Raw genomic sequence first — 23,415 nt, 5'->3', positions numbered from 1 at the left:
TGATCTAATTGGCAACAAAGATCTGAGTAAAATATAGAACGCCTTTTTTGTCGGCGGCAACGCCAATACCGGTAAGATTGTAATGGCCTTCGATATTCCTTTTATGCATGGAGCTTGTTAACCATCCGTTCACTACATCCTGGGCCGAAGTACTACCCATCGCTACATTTTCCGCAGCATTTTCAATACCGCCGTTCAGCGAAGATGAAATTCTTTTTATGCGTCCCTGAAATCCATTATGGCTAAAAGAGGTGCGGCGCGCTGCCATATTTTCACTGTGCCGTTGGGCTTCAGCGTTTATGGAAGCGTTCATCGATAAAGCGGGCAAACCTTTTTTTCTGCGGTAATCATTTATGTATTTAAGTATTTCATCAGCCATGCCTTTGTTACTGGCCGGCGCTGCCGCCAATGTATATGGCTTTTTAACCACAACTTTTGAATGAACGGAACTGGCATCTACGACTAAACTGAACAAAAGGGCAAGGGCCACAACATGTTTCATACTTATACGGTTGATCGCCGCACTTACTGCGAATTTCAAGCCACAAAAATCTAAAGGATTATTAATATTTATGCACATGCCCATTCATCACCGGCAGGTCAGGCAACATCGGCAGTAACTATTTCAAAGTACATTGACTCATCCTGGTCTAACAAAAAATTGATGGCTTCTTCATGTTTATTGTCACCGGTATCGCCTGCAGAATAGTCTATACTATTGGCCATAGCGGGTAAAACATGTTCCTCATCTATATAAAACCCATCGATGCCCAGTATTGGGATATGCTCTTTTTTGCAGGCGTCGATAAATTCTATGGCATCGCTTTTTGAAAACACCATCCAGCCACCGGGGCGTACAATTGCCCGGTCAAGAAATTTCAATTTTACTTTATTCATGAGATATTGGAGTTAGGTTAATTCCAGCTGTTAAGCAGTTCCAGCCTGTCTTTAAACCTTTCTTTAATACTGTTTATCAGCCAATCGCCGCCAAATGTAATCGTTTCTTCATGTGAGCCATAAATAGCCCATTTATATGTTTCATCAAAATACATAACCTCGTGATCGTGATAAGATGCGCTGAAACTTTCAATGTCGGTTTCATAATCGTCGCCCGTGTCGTTCACTTCATACAAATGCCTGACGCCTTTCAGGGCGAGCAGTTCCCTTATAAAAGAACGGTCGCTGTCGGTAATATATTTTGAAAGCAGAAAGACCGTTTCACGGGGACTTTTTTTACCCAACGGCTCCCAATAGTCGCCGTCGTACCCCCACACCTCCTGCAACATCTGGCGAACGGTAAGCTTTTCACCGCTTTTTAGCCTCCGGCGCAACGGCAATGGCTGCACATTCTTTACATCCGTTTCCTTTAACGCCTCAACGTACATCTTGAATTTTTTTCGTTCGTCCTGTATCGCGTTCTCTTCTATTTCGTTATCGGGATTACTGGTAAACGCCGTTTCGTTTTGCAGTCCGGCCCCGATGATATCCCTTTTCAGGGTTTTAAAATCCTTATATTCTCCGGGCACGATCAATTCAACGCCTTTTAAAATGGCGTCGACGGCATTATAGCGGGGAAATAAATTATAATCAGAATCGGAATAGGTGTATTCAGGGAAATCTGAACCGGTGCGTTTTTCGGCGTACTCTTTTTTCCAGAATGCGATCGCATTTATACAGTAAGTCCTTACCAGGGTATGCAGCCCTTCTACTTTTGTCATGGTTTGGATTTTTAACAGCCTGAATTTATCTATACGTACTTTGTGAGTATACAGTGTTCTACAAAAACAATATTACTACAACGTTAATTCCGCAAAAAATATTGAAAAAAATGCGACCACAATATTGAATTGCCCCATTTGAGCTATCGGTTCACAATTTGAGTTGTTGCATCTTTAGTCATTAAAAAAGAATGCGTAAAGGAATTTTTTCATCTGTCAGGAATTTCCTTGGGTTGGTTACGATGCTGCTGGTTGCCGCCATTGCAGGTATGCTTGCCTGGGGCAGTTGGTATTTATATCAGAATGAAAAACAGGTACAACAGTTTAGAATAGCAGGACAACCCGTTTCTGTTCTGGTAACTGCTACCGACCGGCAAAACCGGGCCTGGTACGACCAGTTTTCTAACAATGTTTATATTACATTTAATTACAATAACCGTTCATATACCGCCCGTTATACGCAGGATTCCGGCTCGATCAATGAGGGCGACCGGGTAACTTTATTATACCACCCGGCGCTCGACGCTTTCCGGCAATCGAATAAACAGATCCATTTTAACAAACCCGCCGGCCACTCGCGGCTGATCTCGTTCTCAATTACCGGCCGGTGGAGCGACGGGCAAAAATGGCTGCTCCTCAGCCTGGCCTTATTTATAGTTTTTATACTGGTAGTGACCGCAATGATAACCAGTGTTATACAGATACCCCTGCTGCGGGGTACCAGCCGTTTTATAGTTGCCGGACTTGTCGTTATTGGCGCTTTGTATTTTACATACAATGGCTGGCAATATTACCAGTACTATAAAAAAATAAAGAACAATAGCCGGGAAGAAACGGTTACCGTGCTTGGAACCAATTCCCATGCGCGGTCAAAAAGGAGCAACTGGTTCTATTATTACGATGCAACCGTTCAATTTCAAAATGAACATAAAGTAATACCGATAGAAGAAGAAGATTATCAAAAGCTTAAACCCAACGATACATTAAAGGTGCACTACAACAGCGAAGAGAATGATATGATGCCGGTGAATTATACCGCAGACCATAGCAACCTGGTGGTGGCCCTGTTCATGTGGTGTTTTGCCGCCTTCTTCGTGTGGACCGGCTTTTTCAAACGCCCAAAAAACGAAACCGGCCTGCGCCGGATAAACCGGTAAAAAAAATTCATGAAACGTGCATGGGATCCGCCGACAGGAGATGGCCATGACAAGTTCAAGTTGGCCAGACTGAATATCTGTTATCAGAAGAAAAGGGCCGGTTAGTAGTATTGGCCGTTTTCACAATTAGAAATACTTTTGCATTTTCAATGCAGGTTTGGAATGCAGGCCACCGACCATATTACACTTACGATCTTTCCATTCGAGGACCTTTCTTTACAAAAAGAACCTGGCATCTTCTGCCGCGCCTTTAGCACCGATCTTATTACCGAGCTGTCGCGCTTTCGCCAGTTCCGCGTTATCAACCTGCCGGTACAGGACCTCGAAGCCGATGCGTCTGCCTCGAAACTATTCGATGCTGCAAAAACAGATTATTTTATTCAGGGCACTTTTCGCTGCGAAAAAGAACTGGTAAGGATCAATGTACAACTGTATAACAGCAGTACCCGGCACATGGTATGGGGCAACCGCCTGGAGGGCAGCCTGTTGGGCATGCATGAAATTCAGGATAACCTGCTGGCGGCCGTAGTGGGTATACTGCAGCAGCAGATCAATAACGACCTGTTATCAGCCATGCGAAAAAGACCCAGGGTAGAATTCAAAGCTTACGAGCATTGGTTGTATGGGATGGAACAGGTGAAAAAAGGTTCTGTTGAAAGCGATCTGCTGGCCCGCGAACATTTTCAAAAAGCGCTTGAAATACAACCCGATTACTCACTGGCTTATACGGGCATGTCGCTCAGCTATTTTAATGAATGGAGCTGCCAGTTATGGGAACGTTGGGATGTAGCGCGCACCGGCGCTTATGAATGGGCACAAAAAGCCATTGAGCTCGATGACCAGAATTATATTGCCGCACTGGTATTGGGGAAGATCTTTGTGTATGATAATTCATACGATACAGCTGAATTCTATTTCAGAAAATCATTGCAACTGAACCCAAACGACCCCGATACCCATATGCAAATAGCACTTTGCTTTCTTTTGCTGGGTAAAGAAAAGGAAGCGGTGGCTATTTATGAAAGGGCTTTACAGCTGATCCCATTCAATGCCGACAGTTATTTTTTATACGGCGTATTTATGTATTTTTCTACGGGCGACTATGAAAAAGCGGCTTCATTGATCCAACCCAACCAGAAAGCGAAAGTTGCCGATGCCGACGCTTACTATGCGGCCATATATTATTACCTGAATCAGCCCGACCGCATGCATCATTTCTGGAATTTATACCTGGAAAATTACCGCAGGCTCATCAGCAAAGCAAAGAATTTACCTGGCAGGAAGCCATTGACTGGATCTGGAAGATAAACCCCTACCGGTACAAAACCAATCTTGACGATTTTCTAAAACATATAAGCAATGGGCATTCTGTAAAAGCGCCCGAACCTGCACCAAAACAAAACCCGCAATCGGCAAAAGCGAATCATTTTCTAAAAGAAACCGGCGCCTGGAAACTTTCCTACGACGGCGCCACCGTACAAATGCAGGAGTTAAAAGGGTTTTATGATATACAGAAAATGCTGCTCGAGCCGCGTCACCTGTTCCACTGTGCCGAAATGATGGGCAGCAGCATCAATGATCAGGGAGAAAAACTGATCGATGAGAAAGCCCGCAAGCAATACCAGCAAAAGATCCTCGAACTGCAGAACGACATCTACGAAGCAGAGAACACCAGTGATTTTGTTACTGCAGAAAAACTGCAGGCCGAATACGACCAGCTGGTTGAACACTTATCACGGTCGCTGGGGTTGAAAGGCAAAACCCGCGAAACCGGCGGCACCATCGAGAAAGCCCGTTCCGCCATCACCTGGCGCATACGAAATGCCATTGCCCGCATTGAACAACACCACCCGTTACTGGGCGCCCACCTTTCCAATGCCATCAAAACGGGCATCCTTTGTTCGTACCAACCCGACCGGGAGGTGAACTGGGTCACCTCGTAAGGCCCTGCCCTCACATTGTAAGGCATCAACTTACGCTTCATAGATTATAAATACAATCAAAAAATGAAGCACTTAAGAAAAACATGGTTGATGCTTACTGTTACAAGCTCCCTGGTTATGGTTTCCTGTTCAAGAAACAGCTATCCTGAAGACCCTGTTAAAAACCTGCCTAATGATGTGGTGTTGAAATGGGACGAGGTAGCCTATGAAGGTTTTGGCGGCGTAGCCTATCAGCATTCGTTGATGGCCTCCCGCCTGAATGCCATGGTGCATCTCGCCATGCATGATGCCCTTAATGCCGTTCACCCGAAATACAGCACGTATATATTTACCGGCAGAGACGCCGGCGCCGATGCAGTTGCAGCGGCAGCATCCGCCGCCCATGCAGTGCTGGTACAGGAGCTCCCCGGCAGAAAAAGTTTTCTTGACTCCGCCTTACAGCAATCGCTTTCAACCGTTCCGGAAAGCGAGGCCAAGAACAGGGGTATAAAACTGGGAAAAGACGCAGCACAGGCCGTTATTGCCGCCCGGTCAAACGATGGTTCCGAAGGCGATCCCTTTGCGCCGGTACCGGTATCGGATATTCCGGGAAGATACCAGACAGTACCGCCGTTCGATTTTTGTTTTGCGCCTTATTGGGAAAATGTAAAAGTGTTTGGTTTACAAAAGAAAGATCAGTTTCGTTCCTCACCGCCGCCGGCATTGAACAGCACAGCATACGCAACTGCTTTCAACGAGGTAAAAGAAACAGGCATACTTAACAGCGCCACCCGCACGGCAGATCAAACCGCTTATTCAAAATTCTGGTATGAGTTTTCAGAAGCAGGCTGGAACCGGGTGGCACGAACCGCAGCCATCAACAAAAAACTGAACTTGCTGGAAGCCGCCCGTTTGTTTGCATTGGTCGATATGTCGCTGGCCGACGCATACATCGCAGGCTGGGAAGCCAAAGCCCATTATGACTTATGGCGCCCCTATACCGCCATTCGGAATGCGGCAACGGATGGCAACGACCAAACTACCGCCGACCCGCAATGGCTGTCTGCCGAACCTACTCCGCCTGTGCAGGACTATCCGTCGACCCACAGCGCACTGGGTAATGCAGCTGCTACCGTACTGGCAAGAGTATTGGGCGATAATACCGCCTTTACTATTACATCGCCCACAGCATTTCCGGCAGGCAGTACAAGAAGCTTCACCAGCTTTAGCCAGGCGGCAAAAGAGAATGCCGATTCAAGAGTAAGAGCGGGTATTCACTTTCGTTTTGCCTGCGAGGCAGGATTGGAATTAGGCAATAAGATCGGTAACTGGAATGTCGACAATTATCTTAAACCAATAAATTAATGTAAGATGGAAAGCAAACTTCACTCATCAGTGGTTTTTCCGCACAAACACTATCTCACTGACGGTGGCCTGGAAACTACCCTGATCTTTCATAAAGGCATTACGTTACATTCATTTGCCGCTTTTGAATTGCTGCGCACGGAAGAAGGGCAAAATGCATTCAGGGAATATTATCAGCCGTACCTGGCGCTGGCAGAAAAATACAACCTCGGGTTTGTAATGGAATCGCCTACCTGGCGCGCCAGCTCCGACTGGGGTTTTAAACTGGGATACACACACGATGAGTTGTTTGCGCTCAATAAACAATCCATCAAACTCATGCGCGAGGTGGCACAGCCATTTTCACAATCATTACCGCATGTAATAATAAGCGGCAATATTGGCCCAAGAGGCGATGGGTATAAAGCGGAGAACCAAATGACCGCCGAACAGGCAAGGGCATATCACCTCGAACAGATAAAAGCATTTGTGCTGGCTGATGCCGATGTGGTAACAGCCGTTACTATCAATTATATCGATGAAGCCATCGGTATCATTCAGGCCGCCAGATCATTTAATTTACCGGTGGTGATCTCCTTTACGGTAGAAACCGATGGCCGGCTGCCCGGTGGAGAACTGCTGCAGGAAGCTATTGAAAGAACCGACCGGGAAACAGATTACTATGCCGAACATTATATGATCAATTGCGCCCATCCGCAGCACTTCATGCACGAGCTCGATAACAACGGAAACTGGAAGATCAGGATCAGGGGAATAAGAGCCAACGCTTCTCTTAAAAGCCATGCAGAACTGGATGAATCGGATACCCTCGATGCCGGCGATAAATGCCAGCTGGCTGAAGGTTATATGCAACTGTTTCAACTGTTACCCGAACTGAAAGTAATTGGCGGCTGTTGCGGAACAGACCATTCTCATATGGAAGAAATTTGTAAAACACTCGAAGAACAGGAAGCCCTGAAGGCATGAATATTAAAGTGCCTGGTGTTTGATATGTTAAAGTCGTACGTAGTATAGCCTGAAGAACGCCCCGCAGTTGGTGGGGCGTTCTTTTATTGTCAGAAAACTTACGCAGCAACAGCAGCTTCGGTCTGTGCCTCGTTTTTATTGGTTTTTACGCTTTCATTACCCACCCATTTCGTTTTTACAATTACCAGGAACATACCTATGGCCAGTACCGCATAGGCAACACCGAGCATGGTTTGGTTGGTAATACTTAATGAATTAACCAGTACTGAGCTCAATATCGATGTCACTACCGAAAAACCACCGCCTACCAGGCCCGCCGCCTTGCCGGCGTACTGCGGAAAACGGATCAGCGTGTATGACATCAGGTTATTGAATATAAAACCACCGGTACTGTGCATCAGGAATACATACAACAGGAGCGTTGCCAGGCTCTGGTGATAAAAAGTAAACATTATAAGTAAACTTACCGCCACCAGTTGCAGGGTAGAAGCAAAGATCAATTTCTTTATAAAAGGCTTTTTGATCAGTATTCTCGACAAAGTGCCCCCAATTAAAACCGAAACCCCGCTAAACAGCGCCGCATAACCGGTTACGGCAGGCGATAAATGCAGTTGCTGTTCTACCAGGAAGGGACTGGCCATTCCGTAAAACAATATCATGGCGTAAGCCAGGCCAAGTATTACCATACCGGCGGTAAAATCGGGCGTTTTAACCATTTTACCATAGCTGTCGAGAATGCCTTTGATACTAAACGGCTGCGCCTGTTTTTGCGTTTCACCGCCTATTATCATTTCTATGATAAAGAATGCGAAACTAAATATACCGAGAAAGATGAAGTTGGAGGTCCAGCCCCAGCTGGTTTGAAAAAAGCCGCCAAGGAATGGCGCTACGATGGGGCCAATGGCCCAGATGACCGAAAACAAACTGGTATACTTTTTCAATTGATCGCCGCTGTATACATCAACAAAGAACGTTCGTTTGCCAACGACAATTACGGCAACCGTAAAACCCTGGATGATACGCATGGCATATATTACCTGTATACTTTCGGTAAACGCAATAGCGAAGCTCGATGCGCTGAATACCAGCATCGAGATCATGGTTGGCCAGTACCGGCCATAACTATCGAGCAGGCCACCCACTATTAACTGGGAAATACCGTAACTGATAATAAAAAGCGAAAGTGTTAGTTGAATGGCCGCAGGTGTAGTATGCAGCTGCACCGCCATATCGGGCAGTGATGGAATGTAAACATCCATGGCGAAACCCGATAAAGGGATCAATCCCAGTGCGACCCAGGTGTTTGCCTGTATACGTGATTGTGAAATACTCCTCATGTTAATACCTTTTAATTGACAACGTAAAGGTATATCACCCGCGGGCCGCGATTATTATACCATTCAAAGGGATGCTTATACAATTCAAATATTGCCAGCAACGGCGGCTTGTTGCTGCCTGAACTCCATCGGCGCAACCGATGCAAACTGTTTGAAGTATTTATTGAAGTGGGAAGGATATTCAAAACCAAGCGCATAGGCAATTTCTGCAATGTTCCAGCTGGTATTTCGCAGCAATGCTTTTGCCTCTGTGACGATCCGTTCATGAATGATGGTGCGGGTCGATTTGCCGGAATACTTTTTCACTACGCTGTTCAGGTGGTTCACATGCACATGCAGCTGATCGGCAAAATGTGCAGGTGTTAATAATTTTAACGAGGTTTCGGGTGAATCGACCGGGAACTGCTGGTTCAGCAAAGTATAGAATGCATTCACCAGCCTGTCGCGCACAACGCCTGTTTGTGAAAGCTGACTTTGCTGCAGCCTTACGCCTTCATGTATTATCAGCTGTAAGATATTCCTGATCATATCCCATTTAAAGGGATAATCCGACTCCTGCAACCGCTGCATTTCCCCAAAGTAAACATGCAACCGGTCACGCTCTTCTTCAGTGAGCTTTACGATCGGGTATAGCGCAGGATTGAACAGCGGGCTGGCATATTGCACATCGGGCAGGATCTGGCTTTCAATAAATTGTTTATTGAATATACAACCATAGCGGCTGGCGGAAGTAAAGGAGATTTCAATGGACGCCGGCACCGAGGGATGGGTAAAAATAAGACAGGGCGGATGCAATTGTATTTCCTGGTCGTCGTAAATGAGACTGCCTGTTCCGCGGCCCGATGCGCTGCTCAAACAAATTTTATAATAATCCCTTCTGTTAAAGGGCGTTTTGCGGGTGGGAGCGGTGGTGTACCTGACGCTGAAATGACTGGCTCCGCCGGCAACAGGCAAAAGCTCCTTCGGCACCGCCTGCCCTGTTCTTTGGTAATAATCCTGCAAACTTTCTGTTGGGATCATCTTGTTCATCATAGTATTACACTTAAAATACCAACAAGGTTGACTTATATAAATCAAATATATTAAAAATGATCCGATCTGGATGTTAAAGAGGTGTTTTGATAGCCGTCTTTAAATTTAAGCAACCAGATACTGATTGGGCCAAAGGTTATTATAACCATGGGCAGGTAAATCGTTGAGTACAGATCACCCTGCAGCCATTGTACATTAAAATAATCGCCCGATAACCGCCAGAATGACCTAAGCAGGTCGATGGCCAGCACTGCCTTGATTATAAGGTTAACTTTTTGTTTTACAGACCAGAACAAGAAGAAGAGAATGGCATAACTGATCGTTGCCGATACGATCAGGGGAAAGTATAATGCAGACTGGATGGTTTGAAAGGTCTGGAACTGATCGATGATACCCTTCAATTCGTGTGCATCGGCCCCGCGGGCTTTTTGGGGCAGGTGAAGCTGCAGGTAGAACAGTTCCGTAGAACGCAGTAAAACCTCAAGCATAAAAAAAGTGAAGTAGCAGATGAAAGCAAGGTTAGCCCAGAACCGGTTATACATGCCTGCAATAAAACATATTACATACCGTACATACAAAAGCATGAACATAGCCGCCAGCATCAATGAAGAACGCACCAGGTGTAACGGATGGTTGCCCTGTTGTAGTTCCTCTGCTGCTGAAGCCGGCGGGTTGAACTGCTCAAAAACATACCATTGAAACGTTTGAATAGCGACGTAGATTAAGGCGATGACCGCGGCAACGACACGGAGTATTTTGGTATTCATAATGATCAGGTTGATACCGGAAAATTAATTACCATTTTTTTATGAGCAACGAATTGCCGAAAAATCCCGATAATGGATAACTTTTCAGTTAAGGAGCAAACCGCTTTGCATAAGCCCTCAACCATACAGTACTACCAGGCAATTGCCAACCGCGTGCATGAGTACGTGGAAGCGAATATTCATAACGATATTTCCTTACAACGGCTGGCAGATCATGTATTTGTTTCATACCACCATTTTACAGACATATTCGAAAAAACCGAACAACAAAGCATTGGAAGTTATATAAAGCGGTACCGCATCGAAAAAGCAGCTACACTCTTATCATATACCGACCTGTCACTGGCAGCAATAGCAGAAAAAACGGGCTACTCGGGCAGGCATGCATTATCAAAAGCCTTTAGCCAGCGGTTCAACCAAAGCCCGGGCAGCTTTCGAAAAAAGCCGGTATTCCTTAAGCATTCACCAAACGCCATTATGGATGGCATAGGTTCTGAGCACGACTATGATGCATTATTAAAAAAGAACATACCCTTCAACTACCGCATAGAAACAGTATATAACATGTTCACCATATGCAGCTCGCTGCGAATGGTGCCGGCGCTATATTGCGGCGGATTTTCATATGAAACTTATCTCAACAAAGTGAAGAGTGGTTTTGAGAAGCAATGGCATGAACGGCTGGTGGTAAAACCCTTCGACTCGTTAAATTTCTGTACGGCAGCACTGTTTTCCATGCACCATGGCATACTTGTAACAGGGGATGAGATCGATCTTTTTTCAGCCGAACGGCCCGGTTATATTACCAGTCCGGTAAAAGAAGGCACATATCTCGTATTCGATATTCCGGCGGGCTCTGTTGATGAAAACATAAAGAGCTATACAACCTACTTCAGAGAAAGTATAATAGGTTATAAAAAATTATTCAGGCCTTCAGACTTCTTCTCTTTTTTATTGCTGCGCAATGACGAATGTAAGCTGGGTGAATTCTTTATGTACCTGCAGCCCGCAACCGGAAAATAATACGTTTCATTATACCAAATGACAGCGGGGGTCTCCAAACAGAGCCCCCCGTTCATTTTTCCTCTTGAGATAGCCTACTAATCAAATATTTGAAACAGCCAGAAATCCGTCCTTGTAGTTCCGTGCAAACCACTCACATCTCCATCTGAACTGTTTGAATAACCTATTACGGTAAAGCTGTTCCCCGTTGCTGCCAGCGCAAACGCCAATTCTGAATTTTTTCCACCCAGCGATCTTTGCCAGACAAGCGAACCTTTGGCATCGAGGCGCACTATCCAGCTTTCACTTTTGCCATGATTAAAAGTGATATCCCCATCGGTACTGGTTGTCAAACCCGCTACCGCACAACCTCCGTCCTTGGCCGGCGCAATGGCCAGCGCCTGATCGAGGAGCGAACCACCCAGCGCTTTTTGCCAGGCTATCGTACCGTTTGCATTTAACTTAACTACCCAGTAATCGTAGTTACCATGGTTACCTGTTACATCGCCATCGGTACTGGTGGTATAGCCTGCGATATAACTGCTGCCATCTTTATTGGCAATGATCGAGTTGGCTGCGTCTACACCGGAGCCACCCAGTGTTTTTTGCCATTCGATATTACCCGTAGCATTCAACTTCAATATCCAAAAATCGTTACTGCCGTGATTACCGGTAACATCGCCATCTTTACTCATGGCAGAACCAGCCACCAGGTAACCACCATCGGGGGTAGCCGCTACGGAATTGGCCTGGTCATATTCAGAGCCGCCGTATGAACGCTGCCTGGTAATGGCGCCATTTGCATCGAGCCAGACTAGCCAACAATCAGTCAGACCGTGATTGCCTGACACATCTCCGTCATTGCCCGATGAATAACCTGCAACTACAAAGCCACCTGGTATGGCGATCACCGAATTGGCCACATCGGTACCCGACCCGCCCAGTACCCGCTTCCATATTACATTTCCGCCGGCATCGAGTTTAATAATGAACCAATCACTTTCGCCATGATTACCGGTCACATCGCCATTGTTGCTGTTGGTATAACCGGCCACAACACAGCTTCCATCGGCCAATGCCACTATACTGTTGGCGCCGTCTGAAACGCTTCCGCCAAAAACCTTTTGCCAGGCAATGGACCGGTCGGCATTTAACTTAACAATCCACATATCGCTAAGACCATTATTTTTGCCAACATCTCCATCAGTACTCCGCGAAGTGCCGGCTACCAGGTAGCCACCGCCGGCAACAGGCGCTATTGCCGTTCCGTCCTCATCGAGCACACCACCTAACATTTTTTGCCAGTACAACTGATTAACGATGATCAGATCATCCGGGCTCGTCATTTCATTTCCCTTCGCGCTTACATATACTTTTGCACTGGTGGCGCCCGCAGGCACCTTTATTGTCAATGCAGTTTCTGTTGCTTCCAGTACTTCAGTAACGATCGCGCTGCCTATACGCACCGTATTGTCTTTGGCCGTAGCGCTAAAACCACGCCCGTTTATGGTCATGGTTCTACCTGCGTAAACTGTGTCGGCACTGAACCCGGTAATGGATCCGTTCCCATCACCGCTTTTTTTGCTACAGGAAAACAGGGCCGACAGCATAAAAAAGCAGGTGATCAATTCAGTTTGTACAATGAGCTTTAATTTCATAACTGATACCGGTTTTGATTTCAAAGGATGGTTGCTATTTATAATCGAAGGGTTAGTAACGGATCAACAATGTTTCATCTATTATTTCTTTATAAGTTTTATGCTCCGGCCCTCACACACGAGGTAATATATTCCCCTGGAATAACCGGTCATATTCCATATTTCCCGGGCAGCACCTTTACGGCTTAACAACTTTTTACTCTGCAGCCAATGCCCCGCCTGGTCGTACAAACTGATCGTGTATTCTTTGTCGATGCCGCTATGGAATGCAATTGTAAATTGCTGCTGCAGTGGATTGGGGTACACCTGCATGGTTGATGAAAGCGGCTCACTTTGCAACCCGGCGCCGGCAACCCGTGCCATTTTTTCCGTTTTCGTTTCAACGCCAACGGTATACCGCGTGAAATGATCGATGCCCGTTTTTACGATGTAATTTGCCTTTTTATTCACACTATCCCCGCCATCGAACAACCAGTAATTTCCCAAATCGGCCCCCTTCCAAAGGCTTATGGCAGCTTCGTCGATCCCTGCCAGTTCTTTATCGAGGTAAAAAAATCGCAGTGTGGCATTTAGGTTTGAATTAGTGGCCGGCCTTATCTGGAAATAGCGCTGAATGCTTTGTCCGCCATTCAACAATGTTTGCCGCTCATGTCTTCTTTCAATCACTGTTGTACCGGGATTGCTTAATGTAGTTATCTCTACGCCTATGTTCCCGGGATTTACTTCGTGCGGCGCTCTTAGTTTTGTGGTTACCCGCATAACACCACCTGTTGTACCGGTAACCGACGACAGGTTGTTTTCCCCGGTTATATACCCGTTCAGATCGAGGGTATATTTATTCAGCTGCAGATTTCCTTTGATCATCTTAAGGGTATCATTAACACTGATATGGCCATTCAGTATTACATCGGCCTTGCGGTTGATGACAATCTTGTGGAAGGAGGCAGCGGTACTGCCCCCAATCCACGATTGAGCCGGATTTTCCCCGCTTAAAATAAGCGTGCTGTGACCCGCAGAGAAATGCCCGTTTGTGGTAATGCCTGCGTTTTGCAATACCAGGTTAACATTCCCATTCACTACCATGTGCGCGCCCGGCGTTATCTGAATGCCTTGTGCACAAATGGCAGCGGGCAGTAAAAATATCAGCCATTGTAAACCGATTGCCCTTATATAAAATTTTGACTTCATATTGATACTATTATCGCTTGCCGGCATTTACCTGATCTTTTGTATTAATTGCTTCAATGCTTCAATTTCCATTTCAAGCCTTTCATTCTTTTCATTCAATTCCTGAATGGCTTTTACCATGGGCACTACAAAAGCATCGTAGCTCAGGCTATAATGGTCCTTGCCCGTTTGCGGTTTTACAATGCCGCTAAAATCATATCCTGCGCTATTGGCGGCTTTCTCAACCTCCTGTGCAATGAACCCGCTGCGGCGCAGGCTGTTTGCTTTATTATAACTTGCTGCATAGGCGGCATACCCTTCGGCACCGGCATTATTATTTGTGAATTGTGCATCAAACCTTTTTACATCGAACAGGTAAGTAACGGGGCGCAACCGCAGAATGAATGCAAGGCCCTTCACATCCTCCTTTACCTGGAATTTGTACCGGCCATCTGAAGGAACGGTAAAAGGCACCGCGCCTTCGATACTGGTTACGGCGCTGTTGCCGATCCGTACTTTGTTGGAAGCATTTACAATTGCACCGAAACCTATTGCGGTGGCATTCGACAAATTTCCGCTCACTGAGGCAAAGCTACCTATAGCGGTGTTGTTTGATCCGGTTACATTATGGCTTAATGCATAGGTACCGATCGCAGTATTATTATACCCGCTTATGTTATTCTGTAATGCTGAAGAACCGCTGGCAGTATTACCCCACCCCGTGGTATTTGCATACATTGCCGACGAGCCAATGGCTGTATTTGAATCACCGCTTATATTGGAATACAACGAAGACGCCCCGGATGCTGTATTAGCTATGCCTCTATGATTTGAATAAAGGGAATAGAAACCGGTTGCTGTATTTCTGGTCCCGGTTGAATCGCTCCAGGGACCGGAATTTGTATTCCCGGCACGGAACCCCCAAAAGGTGTTACCTCTTACAGGATGAATTTCACCGGATGGCAATGAATTTACCCTGAACTGCAGCGGCTTGTTATTCCAGGTCCCTATGTAACTGTAATCATTTACCATGTTACCCGAACGGCTCCAGTTATCGCCCTTTGCCAGGTACGTCCAATGGCTGGCGGTTTCTGTTACAGAGTCACAAAACCAAAACGAATTGGCTGTTGAATCAAATACAAGCAAACCTCTGGGAGCTTCTATGGCAAGCCTGTCTGTAGTGCTCATACGGGGGATTAAAATACCTTTGTTGTACGACTTAACATCGAGTATAGCTTTAGGATCGGGTAAGGAACCGTCTTCATTGATAGCCACACTTTGACCAAAACATGGCATCATGAATAACAATGATGCCATTAACCATATAAACAACTTTGTAATTGGGTAAAAACTTTTCATCTATTCGTATTTGATTTTTTTATTGCCAATCGATATAACATTACTCGCTTTGATTCGCGCGCAAGTTATTTAGCAGATTTTTTTGCCGGTACCATAAACCAGTGAAGGAACGGTTTAATGCAACAAGCGGCGGCAATGAACTAGTAAGTGGAAAAATACCTGCTTAACTAACATATGTAAACACCGGTATCAATGAACACTTTCTTTATATCTTTGATTGAATCATTTATTTTTGTTTGCAGGCCATAGTGAAAACGTAGCAGATATGTACTCAATAACCAGAAACTTCCCGCCATACTATTACTTTCATGCACCTGACCTTTTACCCGCCACTGTATAAAAAACACCTTATTTATTATTGCTATTTATTGTTTTTCATTCTATGTAATAGAATGGCTGCAGCCCAGTTAAATGAAAAACAGTTTACCCGTTATAGCATGCAGGATGGATTAAGCGATAACTCCATAACCGGTCTGGTGCAGGATGAGCATGGATTCATCTGGGTAAGCACGCCAAATGGCTTAAACCGCTTCGATGGCAGGGAATTCAGAAAACCGGCTAATGGCAGTAGCACCATAGATGAAGTTTTGAAATTGTCGGTTACCGGCAACCAGTTACTGCTTACCACGCGAAAAGGCGTTCAGTTATTAAATACCACAAATGAGCAATTGACCTCTTATGCATTGCCTGACACCGAACCGGGCAGCATCAACATCAATGATGCATATAGTGCACTGGTAACCCCGGAAGGAGATGTATTGATGTCTACCAAAACCGGTTTTTACTCCTTCGCTAAAAACGGCCGCCTCAACTTCCGGCACGACAGCTGCAGGGCCAGGCAACGCGAAAAAACCGGCTGGGTTCAGGGCCGCGATATTGTTGCCCTTAAAAATGGGCTGTACCTGCATTTTACCAATGTAAACGGCATGTTCGTATACGATTGTAAGCAAAAAAAATACAGTCCTGTTTCAGCTTACAAACATACGTTTCCCCATCTTGCCGCATTGAACAAGCTGGTTTTTCCGCTTACCGGTTCTGTTAATCCCAACAGTATGGTATTGCATAACAGGAAAACAAATGAGTTATTCTTTTATGACCCGCAAACCGATAACCTGCAAGCCTGCCAGGTGCCGGCATCTTTTAAACAGGATATAGGCTGGGAAATGATCTGGTGCGCAATCGATGATACTACCGCCATTGTTACCAGCCAGAAAATCGGGTTGTATTTCTGTAACTACAACACCGCAACCGGAGTTATTAAACCACAACCGAAATGCTATTTTGAAAACTTTTTCTGCACGGCGCTGCTGAAAGACAAAGAAGGCAGAATTTGGATCGGTACTGAAAAAGGCTTACAAAAAGAACAGCTTGTTTCAAAGCCGGTACATGCATTCGACCTGCGGTCAGTATTTGCCGGCAACAATAAAGCGAAATACGATATCACCGCTTTTTACCGGCATCAAAACGATCTTTATGTAGGCACTTATGCAAAAGATGCCATTTACATCCTGGATGCAGGCGCGCTCACCTTAAAACAAAAAATAAGCTTTACCCGTCTCGATCCTAAATGCAACCAGATCTGGTATATCTTACCAGTAGCAAAAGATACCTTATGGTTCGCCACGCAAAGTGGTCTTGTATGGCTGCATACCGGTAATAAGCATTTCGGCTTTGTATCGCTGCCTTCATCAATAGGGCCATTACTGAACAGGAAACCAATTTCACTTGCTTATCGCGACTCACATCATCATCTCTGGCTGCAGGGAGTTTGGGGCAGCGGCATTATTCAATACGACCCTGGTACCCAATACAGCCGCATCTACCAGATCTCAGATAAAGAAAATTATATCCCAATAAATAGCGCCAGTTTTATTACCGAAGATGCAGCAGGCAACGTCTGGATAGCCGCACACGGATTAACCAGGTGGAACCGGCTGAAGAACCGGTTTGACACTTTAATGGAACGATATACCGGGTTTAACGGCAGTAATGTTCACATTTCTGCATTAACCCACAACCGGCAAAAGCAGGTAATATTCAGTAACCTGCATAACGGCGTATTGTTCTATGATGCTACCCTCAAAAAATATCATCAGCTCACTGTTGCGCAGGGCCTTCCTGAAAATATTATCCGCGTTTTGCTTGCCCCCGGCAACGATCATCTCTGGATAGCCAGCAGGAACTACCTGAGCGCCTGGCATAGGCAAACAAATAAAATTATCAGCTACTCCTTTGAAGAAGGGGTACCGCAGGAAGGCGGCGTTCCGGAACTTTTGTACCACGACACGATCTCTAAACGGCTGTACATCGGATATACTTCCAATTACATAGCATGGGTTACCGACAGTATAATACATTGCGAAGCCAAAAGCCTTCCCTTATTTATTGATGTCATCAATACAGCCGGCGGCATAAACATAATGTATCCCCGCAACGAACTGAAGCTGCCATATTACGACAATGATCTCCGTATTCATATATCCGCCATTAATTTTACCGATGCGCAGAACAACCGGTTCAGTTATCGTATAGACAATACCTCGTGGATCGCACTGGAAAAACAGAACACCATCAACTTCAACAACCTGTCGCCGGGCACATACACCCTGCAAATAAAAGCGTTCTCAGTATCCAATCACTGGCAGGAAACAGTAAAACAGCTCATCATTATCATTCAACCACCTTTCTGGCAAAAGACCTGGTTCTATGCATCGATTGCCCTGCTCACAGCGCTTATTATTTTTACACTTGTACATTTTCGCATCCGGAGCATCAGGCATACCGCCGGCCTGAATAACCTTATAGCCATAACTGAAATGAAAGCGCTGCATGCGCAGATGAACCCGCATTTTATTTTCAACAGCCTTAACAGCATCAGGGAGCTTATACTGCAAAACGAGAACGGCAACGCTTCACACTATCTTGCCCGCTTTGCCCGGCTTATACGCATGAATCTCGATCACTCGCGGCATCACTTCATTACCCTCGACCAGAACATCCAGTACCTTCACCGGTACCTTGAAATAGAAAAGCTGCGGTTCGAACATTTTACGTATACAATAACGGTAGATAAAGAACTCGATATTACCAGCGTTGAAATTCCACCCATGTTACTGCAACCGCTGGTTGAGAATGCCATCTGGCATGGTTTGAAACCCAGGGATGGCGATAAAAAAATAGCGATCCGCTTTTTGAAAAAGCAGGATCAGCTGATCTGTGAAATTGAAGACAATGGCATCGGCATCGGGCAATCACCGGCAAAAAAACAACAGGATGCCCACCATTCGGTAGGCATTGAAAATATCAAAGACAGGATCAGGTTACTGAATTCGAAATACCATGTCACCTGTATGTTGCAGATCATCGATATTGGGGAAAACGGGAATACAGCAAGCGGCACCCTGGCGCGTTTAACCCTTTCACTTACCTATGAATAATACGTTATGACAGCAATTCTGATTGATGATGAAGTTAAAAGCCTTAACGCACTCTCGTTATTGCTTACCAAAAATTGTGCGCAGGTCGACGTGATCGCCGCCTGTAGCGATGTGGTTACCGCGTTGGAAAAGATCAACCGGTTACACCCCGATCTTATTTTTCTCGACATTTCAATGCCTGGCAAAAACGGGATTGAATTAATGCAGGAACTTTCTGCCCACATTCCCGAGGTAATATTTGTCACCGCGTACGACGGCTATATGCTGCAGGCATTTAAATTCAGCGCGGTGGATTATTTACTTAAACCAATTGATGAAACCGAACTGATAGAAGCCGTAGACAGGGCGCATGACCGCATAATCAATAAGAAAAAACTGGAAGGAATGGAGGTACTGCGTCATAACCTGCGCCCTCAGCTGTCTGCGCATGAAATAAAATTATGTATCCCTTCACAACACGGCTTTGAAGTGATCCTGCTGCAGGATATTATTTACTGTGAAGCCTGCAGCAGTTATACTAAATTTTACCTTCCCCATAAAAAACAGGTGGTTACCTCAAAAACCATTAAGGAGTATGAAACCCTGCTGGCCGACAGTTTTTTTGTTCGCGTGCACCGGTCATACCTTATCAATCTGCGGCACGTAAAAGAATACCGCCGGGGAGAAGAAGGCACCGTAACAATGACCGATGGACAGGAAATAAGGGTAGCTAAAAGAAAGAAAGAGTTTTTTCTGATGAAGATGAAGGAGTATGCCAAATAATTGAATGCCGTACAGTGGCTAAATATTAAAAAGCACCCCGGCATTACCGGGGCCTTCTCATTTATTATCGGGGTTTAATAAAAGAATTGTTCCAGTATGATCTGTCCCGCTTTCACTTCATACAGCATTATCTGGTTCATCTGAATTCTGCCATGCTCCCGCACGGTGATGTCAATTTCCCTAACAACGGCAAAATGATTACCGGTTACCAATGGCTCAGAAGTGTAAGCCCTGTGAAGCGCCGTAATTTGCTTAACAAAATCCTCTCCCTTTTTGCGAACCGCAGCCTTTCCTTCCGCATATCCCATATAGGGCGAATTGGCCGGCTCAATGCTCTTTACATTGTCTGCAAAGAATGCCTCCTGGATCTCAAACCATTTCTCCTGCTGCGCCAATTCATTGAATCGTGTGGCCACTTCCTGCGTGGTCAATATTTTTTGCAGTGTTGTCATTGTTGTCTTTTTTATAGAACAAATCTATTGCTGAAATTCGGGGTTGCCCGGGTGTTAAATGGACTTTAGCAGGGGTTTATTTAGACAAAGTATGGGCAAAAGCGGTTATTTTGCCACGCAACAGCAACCTGTTGTGGCATTATTTTTTCTGGTTATATTGTGTGACGTGAATATTTCATTTTAAATGATCTTATTATGAGCCAGGCATTTGTAAAAGAGGAAGATGGACAATGGTTGCATGACCTGCCGCCCACATTGCCAGCCCTGATCAATTATTTAACCCGCGATAACAACGGGGTGCGGGTGTATGAAGCAAAGACCAGCTTCAGAAAAGATGGCAAAGAATTGCATCATATGAGTAACGGGCTTAACTATTTTGTGAATGATGAAGGGCAATGGACCATAGAATGGTAGTTACCCCATTACAACCGCATTCTTTCCAGCGCCCCGTTCAAACACCAGCGGCTTCTGCGCTTTTCGCAAATCTCCGCCGTTAACCACAATGCCTTCGCACATATCGCCTTCTACCTGTAAAAATGTAGCTGCATGCGACAACACCCGGCAAGAGGCTATCAGAACATCTTTTGAATTGATGATGCGAAACAGTTCGGCATCGGCGCTTCCCTTGGCGCTTACGCCAGTAATGGACGCATCCTGCACATTGTCGAATACGATGGCCGGCCGGGCATCGGGCTTTTCATATTCGAACCTCACATTATGCAGGGTAAGATTCTTTACATTACGTGCATACAGGCCATATGCCGGCGGCCCGAACGGTTCTGTTCCCCATACGCCAAAATATTCAGCAGCAACCTGCGGCACGGCTCTTTTCAATGCCTGCTCTTTTGTGCCCCCGCCGGCATAAGTAATATGCACATCGGTAAAACTGATATTTTCAAGGAATGCTTTGCCCACACCATTCAGCGTTATGCATGAGTTTACTTCCCCATTGAACACATTTACGCCAAAATGAATATCTGCATGATCAACCGGTTTTTCAACCACGGTGGCGCGTATGCCATTGAACGAAATATTCCGCACGAATGCCGACCCGTCATTGGCGTTATCACCGGCATTGTTCCTGTCTTTGGTATTGGTGAAAGCAATACCAACAGGACCCGTTACATTGCGCATTATAATGTTCGAGAAACTGAGGTTTTCAACGCGGGCCTTCCCTGAACTGATCTTTACCGGGCAGCCATAAGTTTCATATATGAGACAATTGCTTACTACAATGTTCTGTGCATCGCCGTTGCCAAATCTGAAAACCGACCACCGGGTACTAAAACTACAGTTGGTTATGGTAACGAACTGGTTGCTGCCAAAAAAGGCGCAGGCATCGTCCTGGCACTGGATATCGCAATTACTGATGTGCACGTACTGGCTATCGTTAAAATGAAAGCCATCGTTATTCTTATTTACGCGGTTATATATGCTGATGCCATCCAGCCGGATCTGTTTGCAATGCAGGATGCGAAAACAATGGTAGGCGCTGCGCGTTAAAAAAACATCGCGCACCACAAAATTGGAGCACTGATAAAATACGATCAAATGCGGCCGGTCGAAATTGCCGCCTATACCGCGCTGGCCCGGACCGGTATTATCACCTTTCCCTGTATAAAAAGCCAGGCCATTACCGTCGATGGTACCTCTTCCTTCAATGGTAATGTTTGCTGCATTTACCGCATAAACGAAAACAATATTACCATTTCCTGAAGGCACTCCTTTTCCTGCTGAATAATCTTCCCGCCGGGCACTGCCCAGCAAACGTCCCTGTACCGACAGGTGTAAGGTAACGTTCGATTTCAGCTCTATGGTTCCGCAAATAAAATCCCCGGCCGGTATCAGCACCGTACCGCCCTGTTCTTTGTGGCAGGCATCGATAGCGGCCTGGATGGCTTTTGTATCAAGCGTTTTTCCATCGCCTTTAGCACCAAAATCGCACACGTTGAAAATACGTGCTCCCCGCAGGTGATCGCTGATATGATGGCCGGAAATGGGCGCCGCCCCCGAAGTCGCAGGTAATGCCGCGCCTGCCAGCGCCAGCGCCGGAAGCGCTAACCGCTCAAACCACTGGCGGCGCGAAAGGGAATTGTTTGCCGAAGTATCAAAATCACTGATTGATCCCTGGTTACTATTTTTCAATGGCAGCATAACAATAATTATTCACCAAAAATAATAATCAGGAATATGTACAAACGGAAGAAGAATGGCCTTTGAGTAACCTATATTGGCCTGATGGGCTCAGGTTTTTGTAAGTGATGCTAAAATATGCTCAAGCGCTGATCTCAGATCAGGCACCTGTTTTACATTGAACTCCTCACAGAAGATGTCGACATTTCCTTTTCGCCAGAAGCCTTGCGGGCAAATTACGATCGCTTTATAATTAAAGGCGCCTAATTCAAGCAAAGATACCGGTGATTTGGATGCAGGATCGAAATACACAATAACGTGGTCAGGCAATGTAGAGGCGCATTATTCCTGAAAAACAAACAAAAGCGTTAGTACTCGGCATTCCTTGCCGTTGTTCTACCCGGTGTTTCCGCTACGCTGGTCATTTTTTAAAAGAATGCAGATTTATTTTATATTTAATGTACCAAATCAATGCTTATGCAACCGAAAACCATCAACATTCTCTACTGGGTGTTTACTATTTTGTTTGCAGCACTCATGATCTTCTCCTCGTATGGCAGCCTCATTGTAAATGATGATGCAAAGAAACTGATACATGATTACCTTGGATTTCCGGTATATTTTATTCCATTTACCGGGGTTGCAAAACTGATCGGGTCAATAGTTATTTTAATTCCGGGATTAAAAACAATCAAAGAATGGGCTTATGCGGGATTGTTCTTCGACCTTATCGGCGCGGTATATGCCAGTATAGCAGTATCGAAAACGATAGACCCCATGCTGGGTTTTATGCTGGTATGGTTTGTTCCGGGTATCCTGTCTTATATCTTCTGGAAGAAAAAGATGAAACTGGAGTTGAAGGCATAAAATCGGATCAGCGATAATCGTTGACTGCAATTTGCCGGGGCCTTACCTTTGCAGTATTAAATTAAACACCATGAGCGAACTAGTTAAACAGATAGTTGAAAAAACAGGTATTCCTGCCGAACAGGCACAACAGGTTTTAGGAATAGTTGCCGGTTTTGTGAAGCAAAAATTCCCGCAATTCGGCGGTCAGATCGATTCAGTGTTAGGCACCAGCGGCGAAGGCGCTGACAATAACGCCGGCGGCGGCAATTTGCTGGGCGACCTGGGCAGCAAACTGGGCTTTTAACATTACATCCCATTACTACAAAAACCCG

Annotated in this window: 23 protein-coding genes; 11 read left to right on the top strand and 12 right to left on the bottom strand. The window is 45.5% G+C overall.

What is annotated here, in order from left to right:
* Positions 1–4: 4 nt before the first annotated feature.
* From A4R26_RS17065 to A4R26_RS17055, 3 genes are all read right to left on the bottom strand, one after another.
* Complete coding sequence (locus tag A4R26_RS17065) at positions 5–502, bottom strand: CAP domain-containing protein (protein WP_207625776.1); 498 nt, start codon at positions 500–502, stop codon at positions 5–7.
* A gap of 98 nt (positions 503–600) precedes the next feature.
* Positions 601–897, bottom strand: coding sequence for a hypothetical protein (locus A4R26_RS17060; RefSeq protein ID WP_081165446.1), 297 nt, complete (start codon positions 895–897; stop codon positions 601–603).
* 17 nt (positions 898–914) lie between these two features.
* Entirely contained in the window at positions 915–1,718 is an 804-nt protein-coding gene (locus tag A4R26_RS17055) for a hypothetical protein (RefSeq protein WP_081165443.1), read from the bottom strand.
* A 191-nt stretch (positions 1,719–1,909) separates the two neighbouring features.
* On the opposite strand from A4R26_RS17055, the gene A4R26_RS17050 reads away from it, so the two are divergent.
* The 5 genes from A4R26_RS17050 to A4R26_RS17030 all read left to right on the top strand — a co-directional run bounded on the left by A4R26_RS17050 (position 1,910) and on the right by A4R26_RS17030 (position 7,128).
* Positions 1,910–2,875 carry a hypothetical protein gene (locus A4R26_RS17050; RefSeq protein ID WP_081165440.1) on the top strand — a complete coding sequence of 322 codons (966 nt, stop codon included), beginning with the start codon at positions 1,910–1,912 and terminating at the stop codon, positions 2,873–2,875.
* Positions 2,876–3,037: 162 nt separating this feature from the next.
* Complete coding sequence (locus tag A4R26_RS17045; RefSeq protein WP_081165437.1) at positions 3,038–4,183, top strand: tetratricopeptide repeat protein; 1,146 nt, start codon at positions 3,038–3,040, stop codon at positions 4,181–4,183.
* 173 nt (positions 4,184–4,356) lie between these two features.
* Positions 4,357–4,818 carry a hypothetical protein gene (locus A4R26_RS17040; protein ID WP_081165434.1) on the top strand — a complete coding sequence of 154 codons (462 nt, stop codon included), beginning with the start codon at positions 4,357–4,359 and terminating at the stop codon, positions 4,816–4,818.
* Between the two features lie 90 nt (positions 4,819–4,908).
* Positions 4,909–6,162 (top strand): vanadium-dependent haloperoxidase, encoded by a 1,254-nt coding sequence (locus tag A4R26_RS17035; protein ID WP_207625775.1) that lies wholly within the window; start codon positions 4,909–4,911, stop codon positions 6,160–6,162.
* Between the two features lie 6 nt (positions 6,163–6,168).
* On the top strand, positions 6,169–7,128 hold the full coding sequence (locus A4R26_RS17030; RefSeq protein ID WP_081165428.1) for a homocysteine S-methyltransferase family protein: 960 nt from the start codon (positions 6,169–6,171) through the stop codon (positions 7,126–7,128).
* Positions 7,129–7,226: 98 nt separating this feature from the next.
* On the opposite strand, the gene A4R26_RS17025 is transcribed toward A4R26_RS17030, so the two are convergent.
* From A4R26_RS17025 to A4R26_RS17015, 3 genes are all read right to left on the bottom strand, one after another.
* Complete coding sequence (locus A4R26_RS17025) at positions 7,227–8,465, bottom strand: MFS transporter (RefSeq protein ID WP_081165425.1); 1,239 nt, start codon at positions 8,463–8,465, stop codon at positions 7,227–7,229.
* An 84-nt stretch (positions 8,466–8,549) separates the two neighbouring features.
* The gene (locus A4R26_RS17020) at positions 8,550–9,497 is read right to left on the bottom strand and encodes a helix-turn-helix domain-containing protein (RefSeq protein ID WP_081165422.1); all 948 of its coding nucleotides are present in this window, start codon (positions 9,495–9,497) and stop codon (positions 8,550–8,552) included.
* Between the two features lie 50 nt (positions 9,498–9,547).
* A complete protein-coding gene (locus A4R26_RS17015; RefSeq protein ID WP_081165419.1) occupies positions 9,548–10,264 on the bottom strand; it encodes a hypothetical protein in 717 nt (238 codons plus the stop codon).
* 72 nt (positions 10,265–10,336) lie between these two features.
* Here A4R26_RS17015 and A4R26_RS17010 point away from each other — a divergent pair, with 72 nt between their 5' ends.
* Positions 10,337–11,287, top strand: a complete 951-nt coding sequence (locus A4R26_RS17010; protein ID WP_081165415.1) for a helix-turn-helix domain-containing protein — start codon at positions 10,337–10,339, stop codon at positions 11,285–11,287.
* 77 nt (positions 11,288–11,364) lie between these two features.
* Here A4R26_RS17010 and A4R26_RS17005 read toward each other — a convergent pair whose 3' ends face one another.
* From A4R26_RS17005 to A4R26_RS16995, 3 genes are all read right to left on the bottom strand, one after another.
* Positions 11,365–12,924: an IPT/TIG domain-containing protein gene (locus A4R26_RS17005; RefSeq protein ID WP_081165412.1), complete on the bottom strand. Its 1,560-nt coding sequence runs from the start codon at positions 12,922–12,924 to the stop codon at positions 11,365–11,367.
* A gap of 81 nt (positions 12,925–13,005) precedes the next feature.
* Positions 13,006–14,112: a T9SS type A sorting domain-containing protein gene (locus tag A4R26_RS17000; RefSeq protein WP_165760312.1), complete on the bottom strand. Its 1,107-nt coding sequence runs from the start codon at positions 14,110–14,112 to the stop codon at positions 13,006–13,008.
* A gap of 27 nt (positions 14,113–14,139) precedes the next feature.
* Positions 14,140–15,408, bottom strand: coding sequence for a phage tail-like protein (locus A4R26_RS16995; protein WP_165760311.1), 1,269 nt, complete (start codon positions 15,406–15,408; stop codon positions 14,140–14,142).
* Positions 15,409–15,842: 434 nt separating this feature from the next.
* Here A4R26_RS16995 and A4R26_RS16990 point away from each other — a divergent pair, with 434 nt between their 5' ends.
* The gene (locus tag A4R26_RS16990) at positions 15,843–18,887 is read left to right on the top strand and encodes a sensor histidine kinase (protein WP_165760310.1); all 3,045 of its coding nucleotides are present in this window, start codon (positions 15,843–15,845) and stop codon (positions 18,885–18,887) included.
* Positions 18,888–18,893: 6 nt separating this feature from the next.
* On the top strand, positions 18,894–19,649 hold the full coding sequence (locus tag A4R26_RS16985) for a LytR/AlgR family response regulator transcription factor (RefSeq protein WP_081165400.1): 756 nt from the start codon (positions 18,894–18,896) through the stop codon (positions 19,647–19,649).
* 74 nt (positions 19,650–19,723) lie between these two features.
* Here A4R26_RS16985 and A4R26_RS16980 read toward each other — a convergent pair whose 3' ends face one another.
* Positions 19,724–20,101: a SnoaL-like domain-containing protein gene (locus A4R26_RS16980; protein ID WP_081165396.1), complete on the bottom strand. Its 378-nt coding sequence runs from the start codon at positions 20,099–20,101 to the stop codon at positions 19,724–19,726.
* Positions 20,102–20,296: 195 nt separating this feature from the next.
* On the opposite strand from A4R26_RS16980, the gene A4R26_RS16975 reads away from it, so the two are divergent.
* Entirely contained in the window at positions 20,297–20,515 is a 219-nt protein-coding gene (locus tag A4R26_RS16975) for a hypothetical protein (RefSeq protein ID WP_081165393.1), read from the top strand.
* Here the strand turns inward: A4R26_RS16975 and A4R26_RS16970 are convergent, their stop codons facing one another.
* Positions 20,516–22,255, bottom strand: coding sequence for a glycoside hydrolase family 28 protein (locus A4R26_RS16970; protein WP_081165390.1), 1,740 nt, complete (start codon positions 22,253–22,255; stop codon positions 20,516–20,518).
* A 90-nt stretch (positions 22,256–22,345) separates the two neighbouring features.
* Positions 22,346–22,564, bottom strand: a complete 219-nt coding sequence (locus A4R26_RS34640; RefSeq protein WP_133054714.1) for a TIR domain-containing protein — start codon at positions 22,562–22,564, stop codon at positions 22,346–22,348.
* A 147-nt stretch (positions 22,565–22,711) separates the two neighbouring features.
* Between A4R26_RS34640 and A4R26_RS16965 the strand changes: the two genes are divergently transcribed.
* Both A4R26_RS16965 and A4R26_RS16960 read left to right on the top strand, forming a co-directional pair.
* Positions 22,712–23,101, top strand: a complete 390-nt coding sequence (locus tag A4R26_RS16965) for a DoxX family protein (RefSeq protein WP_081165387.1) — start codon at positions 22,712–22,714, stop codon at positions 23,099–23,101.
* Between the two features lie 70 nt (positions 23,102–23,171).
* The gene (locus A4R26_RS16960) at positions 23,172–23,387 is read left to right on the top strand and encodes a hypothetical protein (protein WP_081165384.1); all 216 of its coding nucleotides are present in this window, start codon (positions 23,172–23,174) and stop codon (positions 23,385–23,387) included.
* Positions 23,388–23,415: the final 28 nt, after the last annotated feature.

The sequence above is a fragment of the Niastella populi genome, assembly GCF_002078015.1.
GTDB lineage: Bacteria > Bacteroidota > Bacteroidia > Chitinophagales > Chitinophagaceae > Niastella > Niastella populi.
Note: the sequence above shows the minus strand (reverse complement) of the source record. Positions and strands in the feature narration are given on the sequence as shown.

Excerpts from the sequence above, each read along its gene's own strand:
- A4R26_RS17065 (WP_207625776.1), bottom strand. The coding sequence starts at position 502 with ATGAAACATGTTGTGGCCCTTGCCCTTTTGTTCAGTTTAGTCGTAGAT.
- A4R26_RS17060 (WP_081165446.1), bottom strand. The coding sequence starts at position 897 with ATGAATAAAGTAAAATTGAAATTTCTTGACCGGGCAATTGTACGCCCC.
- A4R26_RS17055 (WP_081165443.1), bottom strand. The coding sequence starts at position 1,718 with ATGACAAAAGTAGAAGGGCTGCATACCCTGGTAAGGACTTACTGTATA.
- A4R26_RS17050 (WP_081165440.1), top strand. The coding sequence starts at position 1,910 with ATGCGTAAAGGAATTTTTTCATCTGTCAGGAATTTCCTTGGGTTGGTT.
- A4R26_RS17045 (WP_081165437.1), top strand. The coding sequence starts at position 3,038 with ATGCAGGCCACCGACCATATTACACTTACGATCTTTCCATTCGAGGAC.
- A4R26_RS17040 (WP_081165434.1), top strand. The coding sequence starts at position 4,357 with ATGCAGGAGTTAAAAGGGTTTTATGATATACAGAAAATGCTGCTCGAG.
- A4R26_RS17035 (WP_207625775.1), top strand. The coding sequence starts at position 4,909 with ATGCTTACTGTTACAAGCTCCCTGGTTATGGTTTCCTGTTCAAGAAAC.
- A4R26_RS17030 (WP_081165428.1), top strand. The coding sequence starts at position 6,169 with ATGGAAAGCAAACTTCACTCATCAGTGGTTTTTCCGCACAAACACTAT.
- A4R26_RS17025 (WP_081165425.1), bottom strand. The coding sequence starts at position 8,465 with ATGAGGAGTATTTCACAATCACGTATACAGGCAAACACCTGGGTCGCA.
- A4R26_RS17020 (WP_081165422.1), bottom strand. The coding sequence starts at position 9,497 with ATGATGAACAAGATGATCCCAACAGAAAGTTTGCAGGATTATTACCAA.
- A4R26_RS17015 (WP_081165419.1), bottom strand. The coding sequence starts at position 10,264 with ATGAATACCAAAATACTCCGTGTCGTTGCCGCGGTCATCGCCTTAATC.
- A4R26_RS17010 (WP_081165415.1), top strand. The coding sequence starts at position 10,337 with ATGGATAACTTTTCAGTTAAGGAGCAAACCGCTTTGCATAAGCCCTCA.
- A4R26_RS17005 (WP_081165412.1), bottom strand. The coding sequence starts at position 12,924 with ATGAAATTAAAGCTCATTGTACAAACTGAATTGATCACCTGCTTTTTT.
- A4R26_RS17000 (WP_165760312.1), bottom strand. The coding sequence starts at position 14,112 with ATGAAGTCAAAATTTTATATAAGGGCAATCGGTTTACAATGGCTGATA.
- A4R26_RS16995 (WP_165760311.1), bottom strand. The coding sequence starts at position 15,408 with ATGGCATCATTGTTATTCATGATGCCATGTTTTGGTCAAAGTGTGGCT.
- A4R26_RS16990 (WP_165760310.1), top strand. The coding sequence starts at position 15,843 with ATGGCTGCAGCCCAGTTAAATGAAAAACAGTTTACCCGTTATAGCATG.
- A4R26_RS16985 (WP_081165400.1), top strand. The coding sequence starts at position 18,894 with ATGACAGCAATTCTGATTGATGATGAAGTTAAAAGCCTTAACGCACTC.
- A4R26_RS16980 (WP_081165396.1), bottom strand. The coding sequence starts at position 20,101 with ATGACAACACTGCAAAAAATATTGACCACGCAGGAAGTGGCCACACGA.
- A4R26_RS16975 (WP_081165393.1), top strand. The coding sequence starts at position 20,297 with ATGAGCCAGGCATTTGTAAAAGAGGAAGATGGACAATGGTTGCATGAC.
- A4R26_RS16970 (WP_081165390.1), bottom strand. The coding sequence starts at position 22,255 with ATGCTGCCATTGAAAAATAGTAACCAGGGATCAATCAGTGATTTTGAT.
- A4R26_RS16965 (WP_081165387.1), top strand. The coding sequence starts at position 22,712 with ATGCAACCGAAAACCATCAACATTCTCTACTGGGTGTTTACTATTTTG.
- A4R26_RS16960 (WP_081165384.1), top strand. The coding sequence starts at position 23,172 with ATGAGCGAACTAGTTAAACAGATAGTTGAAAAAACAGGTATTCCTGCC.